This is a genomic window from Cellulomonas biazotea (assembly GCF_004306155.1).
In the GTDB taxonomy this organism is placed as follows: domain Bacteria; phylum Actinomycetota; class Actinomycetes; order Actinomycetales; family Cellulomonadaceae; genus Cellulomonas; species Cellulomonas biazotea.
Genome location: NZ_BIMR01000179.1, coordinates 1 through 8,557 on the forward strand (window position 1 = coordinate 1; position 8,557 = coordinate 8,557).

An 8,557-nucleotide genomic window follows, 5' to 3' on the forward strand; every position below is an offset into this window, starting at 1 on the left:
CGGCCGACGAGGCCGACGAGGTCGGCTCGTCGTCGACGCCCGGCGACGTGCCGGAGGAGCCCGACGGCCCGTCGTTCGAGCACGTCCTGGAGCAGGTCCGTGCCGTCACCGCCGACCCGCTGCCCGACCCCGGCCTCGCCGCCCCGCCCCCCGCGCGTGCGCTGCAGGCCGTCGCACCGCGCCCGCCCGTCGAGGCGCCGGTCGCGTTCGTCCCCACGCCGCGCGTGCCGGTCGAGGCGGGTGTGGCTGTGCCCGGTGGCGAGCTGCCCGGTGGCGAGCTGCCCGGTGCTGCGCTGCCCGGTGCTGCGCTGCCCGACGCCGCGCTCGTCGGTGCCACCCAGCCCGCTGACGCTCCGCCGGCGACGTCCCTGGCGTCGTCGCCCGATCCGGTTGCGCCCGACGTGTCCGTCGGCGACGACCTGCGCGCCGCGCTCGCCGACATCGGCGTGCCCGCCTCGATGCTCACGGCCGACCGCGTGACGCTCTCCGCGGTCCTCGCCGACGTGCCGCCCGCACCCGCACCGCCGCGCACCGCGGGTGCGGTCCTCGTGGTCATCGGGGCGGACGACGACGCCGACGCCGCCGCGAGCCTGCTCGCCGAGCGCCTGCGCCTGCCCGCCGAGGCCGTGCGGCTCGCCGGTGCCCTCCCCGGTCGAGGCCGCGGACGGGGCCGCACGCCCGGCCGCCTGGGGTCGGTCGAGCAGGTCGCCTCCTGGCGCGCCGGTGCCGCGGCGGCCGAGCACCCGTGGGTCGTGGCCCTGAGCGTCGGGCCCGACCAGGAGGACCGCGCCGCCGCCCGCAGCCTGCTCGACGCGTGCGCCGCCGACCAGGTCTGGGCCGTCCTGGACGCCCGGACCCGCACGTCGGACGCCCGCCGCTGGCTGCGGTCGGTGACGCCACGCGTCGACGCGGTCGCCATGCGGGGCCTGCTCGACACGGCCGAGCCCGGCGCCGCGCTGTCGCTCGGCGTGCCCGTCGCGTGGATCGACGGCGTGCCCGCGACGCCCGTCGCGTGGGCCGCCGCGCTCAGCCAGGCGCTCGGCGACCAGGCCCGCTGGGACTGACGCGTCCCGCCGGAGTGCGCCTACCGGCCGTCGCGTGCGGCCTGACGGCGGGCGCCCTGCGCCTGGGACGACGCGTCCCGCTTCGTGCCACCGGTGGTCGTGGTGTGCGTGCGCGCCTCGCCCGGGCCCACGCCGGGAGCGGTCGCCCCGTCGCCCTCCGGTCCGGTCGAGCGGTTCGCGCGGGCGGCGGCGAGCCGTTCCTGCTTGAGGGCCTCGGCGGCCTCGCTCGCGAGCTTCTCGAGTCGTCGGCTGACCCGGGCGAGCGCGTCCTCGAAGACCTCGGCACGCTGCGCGGCGCGGGTGTTCTTCGGGCGGGACGTGCCCCGGCCGCCGTGCTCGACGACGCCCGCGCTCGCCTGGCGCCGGTAGTTCTTCTGGTGCTTCTTGCGTGCCCGCCGGATGCGGGAGTGGAGCCGGATCAGCTGGTCCTCGTCGAGCTCGTCCATGCGGGCGGGCTCCGTCTCCCGGAGCAGGTCCCGCTGCTGGCCGTTCAGAGCGTTGAGCAGGTCGTCCATGTGGCCCTCCCCGTCGGGCGGTCGTCCGACGCGCCGGTGCGTCCTCGCCACCGTACCGAGCCCCGACCGGCCTGTCGCAGGGAGCGTCGGCAGGCCGTTATCCGCTGCGGCGGCCCGCTCGTCGCGGGCTAGGGTCGCCCGATGAGCCGCACGGTCCACGACGACGGCACCGGGACACCGGGCCGTCCCGCTGATGGCCGCGCCGCCGCCGCGGGTGCCCCGGGGACCGCGGCCGGCGACCTGTGGCGCGAGCGCCGGACGACCACCGCCGCCCTCGTCACGCTGGTCGTGCTCGTCGCGTTCGAGTCGTTCGCGGTGACCACCGTGATGCCGCGGGTCGCCGACGTCCTCGACGGTCACGCCCTGTACGCGTTCGCGTTCGCCGGACCGCTCGCGACGGGCGTCGTGGGCATGGTCGTCGCCGGGACGTGGTCGGACCGCAGCGGCCCGTTCCGGCCGTTCCTCACGGGGTCGGCGCTGTTCGTCGTCGGGCTGCTCGTCGCGGGGGCGGCGACGTCGATGCCCGTGCTCGTCGTGGGCCGGCTCGCGCAGGGCCTGGGCGGTGGCGCGGTGAGCGTCACGCTGCTGGTGACCCTGGCCCGGGCGTACCCGCCGGTCCTGCACCCGCGCGCGTTCGCGTGGTTCTCCGCGGCGTGGGTCCTGCCGTCGCTCGTCGGCCCGGGCGTCGCGGGGGTCGTCGCGGAGGCGGCGGGCTGGCGCTGGGTGTTCCTCGCGGTGGCCGTCCTCGTCGTGCCGACGAGCCTGCCGCTGCTGCGCACGCTGCGGCCGCTCGGCCCGCCCGAAGGCGGCGGGACGACGAGCCGCGCGCAGGCGCGGCAGCGGGTCCTGCTCGCGGTGCTTGTGGCCGTCGCCGTGCTCGCGCTGAACCTCGCGGTCGAGCTGCCCGCGGTCCCGTCCGCGGTGCTCGCCGCGCTGGCGGGCGTCGCGGCGCTGGTCGCCGTGCGGCCGCTGCTCCCGCCGGGGTCGCTGCGCGCGCGCCGGGGCCTGCCGAGCGTGCTCACGACGCGCCTGCTCGTCTCCGGAGCGTTCTTCGGCGCGCAGGCGTACGTGCCGTACCTGCTCGCGACGCGCGACGGCTGGGGTCCGGCGGCGAGCGGGCTCGCACTGACGACGGCCGCGCTCGCGTGGTCCGCGATGTCGGCCGTGCAGGGGCGGATGGGACACCGGCTGACCAGCCGCGACGCGGTGCGGGTCGGCACGGTGCTCGTCGTCGCGGCGACCGTCGGCGCGGTGCTCACCGCCGCCGCGGACCTGCACCCGGCGGTCCTGGTGGCGACGTGGACGCTCGCGGGCGCCGGGATGGGGCTCGCGTCGTCGCGGCTCAACGTGCTCGTCCTCGGCTACTCCGGACCCGGCGAGCAGGGCCGCAACAGCTCGGCGCTGTCCATCGGCGACTCGGTCGGCGCGGCCCTCACGCTGGCCGTCAGCGGTGTGCTGTTCGCCCTCGTGGGTGGCGCGGCGGCGGCCGGCGGGCACGGGGCGACGTCGACCGGCTCCGACCCGGTCGGCGTGGGTGGGTTCGTCGCGGCCTTCGGGCTGGCGCTCGTGCTCGCGACGCTGGCCGCGCTCGTCGCGCCGCGGGTCGGCGTCCCGCCCACCGAGCAGCACCACCCGGACCACCCGGGTCTCCCGGACGACGCCCCGGCGACCGACCGCGGGGACGCGGTCCGGTCCTGAGGGACCGCGCGGCACCCGGGACGGCGGGGGAGCGGACGACCCCCACGCCCGGGACCGGTCCCGCACGACCGGCCGGGTGCGTGCCGCCGCGAGGGCGACGCGCACCCGGCCGGGTCGCGTGCGGACGTCAGGCCGTGGGCACCTCGACGTCGATCCGCACGACGTCGCCGGTGCGCCGGAAGACGCGCCCGCTGACGTCGGCGTCGAGCACGCCGTCGACGCCCTCGACGCGCGTCCCGTCGGCCAGGTGCGCGACGACCGTGGGCGTGGCGCCCGGGCCCTCGACGCGCCGGTACACGACGGGCACCTGGCAGAACGTGAACGCGAGCGTGCCCGCGTCGAGCGCGACGGACCGCTCCTGCTGCGCGACGTCGTGGTACGCGAACGTCGTCGGCGCGGTGACCCACTCGTCGGCGCGCAGCAGCAGGGGACGCACGACGACGTGCCCGTCCTCGACGCGCAGCCCGAGCTCGCCGAGCCGCGCGAGCACCTCCTCCTTGACCTGCCCGGTCATGCCGGGCTGGCGCGCGCCGCGACCGGCGGGCGTGTGGGAGTACGGGTCGACCGGGAACGCGCCGTAGACCTGCGGCGACTTGCAGTAGCCGATGCCGAGCCGCACGTCCTCGTAGGCGTCCGCGAGGCCCTGGACGACGGCCGGGTCGGCGCCCTCGGCGGCGGCGCGCTCGACGTTCTCCTGCACGGCGAGCAGCAGCTTGGACACCATGTGCCAGTAGATGCTGCCGAGCCCCTCGTACGCGAAGAACGAGCCGGACCGGCCGGTGAACTCGGCGTGCCGGAACACCTGCTCGAAGACGTCGAGCAGCGCGGCGCGACCGGCCTCGACGTCCTGCGCGCCGACGCCCGGGACCCGTCCGGGCAGGGCGTCGAGGGCGGCCTCGACGTCGCGCGCGTTGTGCAGGGCGGGCGCGAACCGGTGCACGCCGCGGACGTCGCGCAGGACGAGGGACGTGTCGCCGGCGGCGACGAGCGCCTCGACGAGCGGGGCCGACGCGGCCTGCTCGGCGGTGATCCGGTTCCGGTCGAGGAACGTCGGCAGCTCGCGGTCCGGGTAGAGCTGGTAGGAGTGCTGGTCCGCCCGGTAGAGCGCGCTCGCGCGCAGCGCCCGCACCAGGTCGAGCGCCTCGGCGGGCGTCAGGACACCCGACGAGAGCACGGCGACCTGGCCCTCGAGCATCTCCTGCAGGCGGCCGACGGTCGCCCGCCCGTCGCGCAGGTCGAGCAGGTTGTACGCGTGGAACAGGCCGTCCTCGCGACGGTTGGCGTGCAGCGCGGCGTCGACGTACCGCTGCGCGACGTCGAGGAACGCCTGCACGTCCGCGGCGGCGACGGTCGTGCGCTCACCGCCGAAGCCCGCGTAGACGCGCGTCCGGTAGGTGGTGCCGGCCGCGCCGAGCGCGTCCATGACCGCGCGCCGGCCCGTGCCGTCGAACCCGGCCTGCGCCTGCGCGGCGTGCGCGTCGAGCGCGATGCGGACGTCGGCGAGCAGCCCGGCGAGCTCGGCGGTGACCGTGAGGTCGTCGGCGAGCAGGTCGCGGGCGAGCGTGAGGCCGCGGCGCAGGTAGGCGAGCGTCACGACGGACAGCCCCTTGCCGACGAGCGCGTTGTTGGCGTCGTTCCACTCGGGCCGCTGCGTGTTCATCCAGATGCCGCCGTCGGGCACGAGGTTGACGACCTTCGCGAGGACGGTGAGCAGCAGCTTCTCGCCGAGCGAGACCCGCACGAGGTCGCCGTCGGCGCCGTGCACGAGCCGCCCGTCGGCGCCCTCGACCGCGACGCGCCGGGCGACGCGCTCCTCGGCCTCGGTGTCGAACGTGATGGTCGCGATGGGCTCGACGAGCGTGTCGGCGTACGACGCGATCCGGTAGGGCACGTCGGCGTGCGTGAACACGGCCCGGTCGACGAGCCGCTCGAGGCGGCCGGGGTGGAACCGTCGCGACGCCTCGAGCAGCTTGACCAGGTAGATGACCTGGTGGTCGCTCCAGTAGCCGATGTTCGCCCACGGGTTGTCGGGCTCGGGGACCTCCCAGTCGATGCCCGAGCGGGAGATGCGGTACGGGTTGTAGCCGTCGGCGGTCGTGGCGTCGAGGAACACGGCGACCATGGACTCGACGTACTCGGGGAACGACCAGGCGAGGGCCTCCCAGTTCTGGAAGATGTCCCGCCAGTTGCCCTGGAAGTCGACGCGCGTCTGCCCGTCGGCGTCGGTGAGGGCGATCTTGAACTTGTTCCAGGGGCGGCTGGGGTCGCCGTGGCGGCGGCTGAACGTCAGCGGCAGGTACTCGCGGACCAGGCGCAGCAGGTCGGGGTCGCCGGTCGCGTCGGCGGCCTCGACGAGCGCGTCGACCTGCTCGGTCGCGGGCAGCGCCGCGAGCCAGGCGTCCTGCCGGGCGGCGGTCCGCGGGCTGCGCTGCGCGACGAAGTCCCGCAGGTCGTCGGTGCGCACGGTGTACCCGTCGACGAGGACGCCGCCGCGCATGACGTTGAACAGGACGTTCGCGCGGTGGTGCGCGGCGGCGAGCTCGTCGCCGGTGACCTGGGCGGCGTCGGCGGTCCCGACGAGCCGGTCGAGGTGCTCGCGGGTGCCGGTGACGTCGGCGGCGAGCGCCGCGGCGGCCGCGGCGGGGTCGGCGAGCTCGGTCTGCAGGCGCACGACGTCGGCGGCGCTCTGGTCGACGTCGGCGACGACGCTCCAGCGCCGCTGCTCGCCGGGCGCGAGCGCGAGGTGGGCGCGCACCAGGTAGGCGCCCTTCTCGCCGCGCACCTCGTGCTCGGCGGTGACGGGTCGCCCGGCGGCGAACGCGCCGACCTGGCGCACGGACAGCAGGTGCTCGACGTCGTCCAGCCCGACCTGCCACGCGACGGTGGTGGACAGCGACTCGCTGGGGTCGGCCTTGTCGGTGAGCGTCGAGTTCAGGTAGACGAGCCCGAGGCCGGTCGCGGCGTCGACCTCGGCGCGCTTGTACGCGTCGAGCAGGCTGCTGAGCTCGCCCTGCGTCTGGACGGTGACGCCCGCGGGGAGCAGGTCGACGAAGCCGTCGAGCACGTCGGCGTCGACGGTCCGGTCGGTCGTGGAGGCGACCTCAACCTCGCGCACGACGCCGTACCGGGCGCTCGTGCGCCACGTGACCCGGACGCGCAGGCCAAGGTCGGGGCGGGTCTCCTCGAAGACGAGCGTGGTGCCGAGGGGGTCCTTGTAGAGGTTCCGGTCGACGTGCGGGTCGCCGGGGCGGCGCTCGGCGAACGGCTGCCAGAACCGGGTGCCGTCGGCGGTGGCGACGCGCAGCAGCGTGAGCCCGCCGGTGCGGCCCGCCCCGGCGGTGACCTTGTCCTCGGTCGAGTACGGGAACAGCGCCCGGTCGGCCTCCTCGCGCCCGGCGGTGACGCCGCCGGTGCTGGAGATGAACAGCCACAGGTCGCTCGCGCCGACGAGGGTCATGAAGAACGGGGGCATCTCGTGGTAGGACGTGATGCGGTAGAAGCGCCGGCCGTCGAGGTCGACGAGGCCGTCGACGGGGGCCGTCCCTGCGGGATCCTCGCCGCGCTCGTCCGTGGGTGCGGGCGTGAGGGTCTGCGACGCCATTGCCGGTGTCCTTCGTTCGTGCGCGGTGGTTCGGCCCGGTGGGGACTCGCGGCTGCGTCGGTGCTGCCGTGGATGCGCTCCCATACATTGACACGTGTCACCCCGGAAGGCAACGGACCTCCGCGCACCCCCGACCGGGTGGGTCCTGCCGAACCGCCTCCGGCGCCCGTGCCGCTCCGCTAGCCTGCGACCGCCGGAGCGTCCCGCGCCCGCCGCGCGCCCCGTGACCCGACGTCCCACGACCACCGCGAGCACCCCCGACCCGGCCCCGGGTCGGCCCGCCCACCAGGAGCGACGTTGATCCGATACCTGCCGTTCGTCGTCGAGATCGGCCTGCTCGTCTACTGCCTCATCGACTGCGTGCAGTCCGACGAGGGACGCGTGCGCAACCTGCCCAAGGTCGGCTGGATCGTGCTCATCATCCTGCTGCCCATCGTCGGCGGGATCGCCTGGCTCGTCGCCGGCCGGCCCCAGGGGACGCGCCGCGACGTGCCGTGGCCGTCGACCGCGACCGCCGGGTTCCCCGAGTACGAGCGCCCCCGCCGCGGCGCGCCCGACGACGACCCCGAGTTCCTCGCCGGCATGCGCCGCTCCGACGCGCAGCACGAGCAGATGCTCAAGGACTGGGAGGCGCAGCTGCGCGAGCGCGAGCAGCGCCTCGACGAGCCCGGCACCGACCCGGCCGGGGGTCGCCCGACCGTGTGACGCGCGCCGTCCGTGGCGCCGCACGGGCGGCCCGGCGTCCGGGAGGTAGGGTCGCCGCATGCTCGTGCTCAGCAGACGCGTCGGGGAGCGTCTCGTCATCGGCGACGACATCGTCGTCACGGTGATCGAGGTCCGCAGCGACGGGGTCCGCCTGGGCATCGACGCGCCGCGGGACGTCCGCGTGCACCGCGCCGAGGTCCTCGACGCCCTCACCGCGGCGAACGCCGACGCCGCCGCCGCCGACGACAGCACCGCGGCCGCCCTGCGCCGACTCGTCCCGCCCGCCGCAGGCCCGCGGACGGCCGCGCCCGCCGAGCAGCCGAGCACCCCGCCCGCCGAGCAGTAGCCGCCGCGCCGGCCGTCCTCCGCACGGTCGCCCGCACCGATCCCTCAGCAGGGGCCCACCCCGGCCGATGAGGTGGTCGCCGGGGTGGCGCGGATCGCCTCCCCGACGGGGAGGCAGGCGCACGTGGAGGACATCGACGAGATCGTCCGCGAGTTCCTGGTCGAGAGTCACGAGAACCTCGACCAGCTGGACCGCGACCTCGTGGCACTCGAAGGGAGCCCGGGGGACCGGGGGCTGCTCAGCAGCGTCTTCCGGACGATCCACACGATCAAGGGCACGAGCGGGTTCCTCGCGTTCGGTCACCTGGAGAAGGTGACGCACGCCGGCGAGAACCTGCTCGTCGAGCTGCGCGACGGACGTCGCCAGATGGACCAGGCGACGACCGACGTGCTGCTGCGCACGGTCGACACCGTCCGCCTGCTGCTCGACGCGATCGAGCGGACCGGCGGCGAGGGCGACGTGGACGTGGACGTCGTCGTCGAGGCGATCGTCGCGGTCCAGGAGGGGCGCACGACGTCCACCCGGGCCGCCGCGACGGCCGCGCCCGTCGAGGCGTCGGTCGCACCGGCCGCCGCGCCCGTCAGCGAACCGGCCGCCGCGCCGGCCGAGGCCGCGCACGCCGCAGCCC

6 protein-coding genes and 1 pseudogene are annotated in these 8,557 nt (G+C 76.2%); 5 read left to right on the forward strand and 2 right to left on the reverse strand.

What is annotated here, in order from left to right; translation table 11 throughout:
* Positions 1–1,064: pseudogene (locus tag CBZ_RS20905) on the forward strand (hypothetical protein); the annotation flags it as partial.
* Positions 1,065–1,084: 20 nt separating this feature from the next.
* On the opposite strand, the gene CBZ_RS12045 reads toward CBZ_RS20905, so the two are convergent.
* Positions 1,085–1,579 (reverse strand): hypothetical protein, encoded by a 495-nt coding sequence (locus CBZ_RS12045; RefSeq protein ID WP_130781781.1) that lies wholly within the window; start codon positions 1,577–1,579, stop codon positions 1,085–1,087.
* A gap of 141 nt (positions 1,580–1,720) precedes the next feature.
* Between CBZ_RS12045 and CBZ_RS12050 the strand changes: the two genes are divergently transcribed.
* Positions 1,721–3,277 carry an MFS transporter gene (locus CBZ_RS12050; RefSeq protein ID WP_130781782.1) on the forward strand — a complete coding sequence of 519 codons (1,557 nt, stop codon included), beginning with the start codon at positions 1,721–1,723 and terminating at the stop codon, positions 3,275–3,277.
* Positions 3,278–3,404: 127 nt separating this feature from the next.
* Here the strand turns inward: CBZ_RS12050 and CBZ_RS12055 are convergent, their stop codons facing one another.
* Positions 3,405–6,878, reverse strand: coding sequence for a 1,3-beta-D-glucan phosphorylase, GH149 family (locus CBZ_RS12055; RefSeq protein WP_130781783.1), 3,474 nt, complete (start codon positions 6,876–6,878; stop codon positions 3,405–3,407).
* Between the two features lie 297 nt (positions 6,879–7,175).
* On the opposite strand from CBZ_RS12055, the gene CBZ_RS12060 reads away from it, so the two are divergent.
* From CBZ_RS12060 to CBZ_RS12070, 3 genes are all read left to right on the forward strand, one after another.
* Positions 7,176–7,583 (forward strand): PLD nuclease N-terminal domain-containing protein, encoded by a 408-nt coding sequence (locus CBZ_RS12060; protein ID WP_130781784.1) that lies wholly within the window; start codon positions 7,176–7,178, stop codon positions 7,581–7,583.
* A gap of 58 nt (positions 7,584–7,641) precedes the next feature.
* The gene (gene csrA / locus CBZ_RS22010) at positions 7,642–7,929 is read left to right on the forward strand and encodes a carbon storage regulator CsrA (protein WP_130781785.1); all 288 of its coding nucleotides are present in this window, start codon (positions 7,642–7,644) and stop codon (positions 7,927–7,929) included.
* 123 nt (positions 7,930–8,052) lie between these two features.
* A partial coding sequence (locus CBZ_RS12070) for an Hpt domain-containing protein (RefSeq protein ID WP_174768670.1) occupies positions 8,053–8,557 on the forward strand: 505 nt, incomplete at its 3' end.

Coding starts and splice junctions, on each gene's coding strand:
- CBZ_RS12055 (WP_130781783.1), bottom strand. CDS start 6,878: ATGGCGTCGCAGACCCTCACGCCCGCACCCACGGACGAGCGCGGCGAG.
- CBZ_RS12050 (WP_130781782.1), top strand. CDS start 1,721: ATGAGCCGCACGGTCCACGACGACGGCACCGGGACACCGGGCCGTCCC.
- csrA (WP_130781785.1), top strand. CDS start 7,642: ATGCTCGTGCTCAGCAGACGCGTCGGGGAGCGTCTCGTCATCGGCGAC.
- CBZ_RS12045 (WP_130781781.1), bottom strand. CDS start 1,579: ATGGACGACCTGCTCAACGCTCTGAACGGCCAGCAGCGGGACCTGCTC.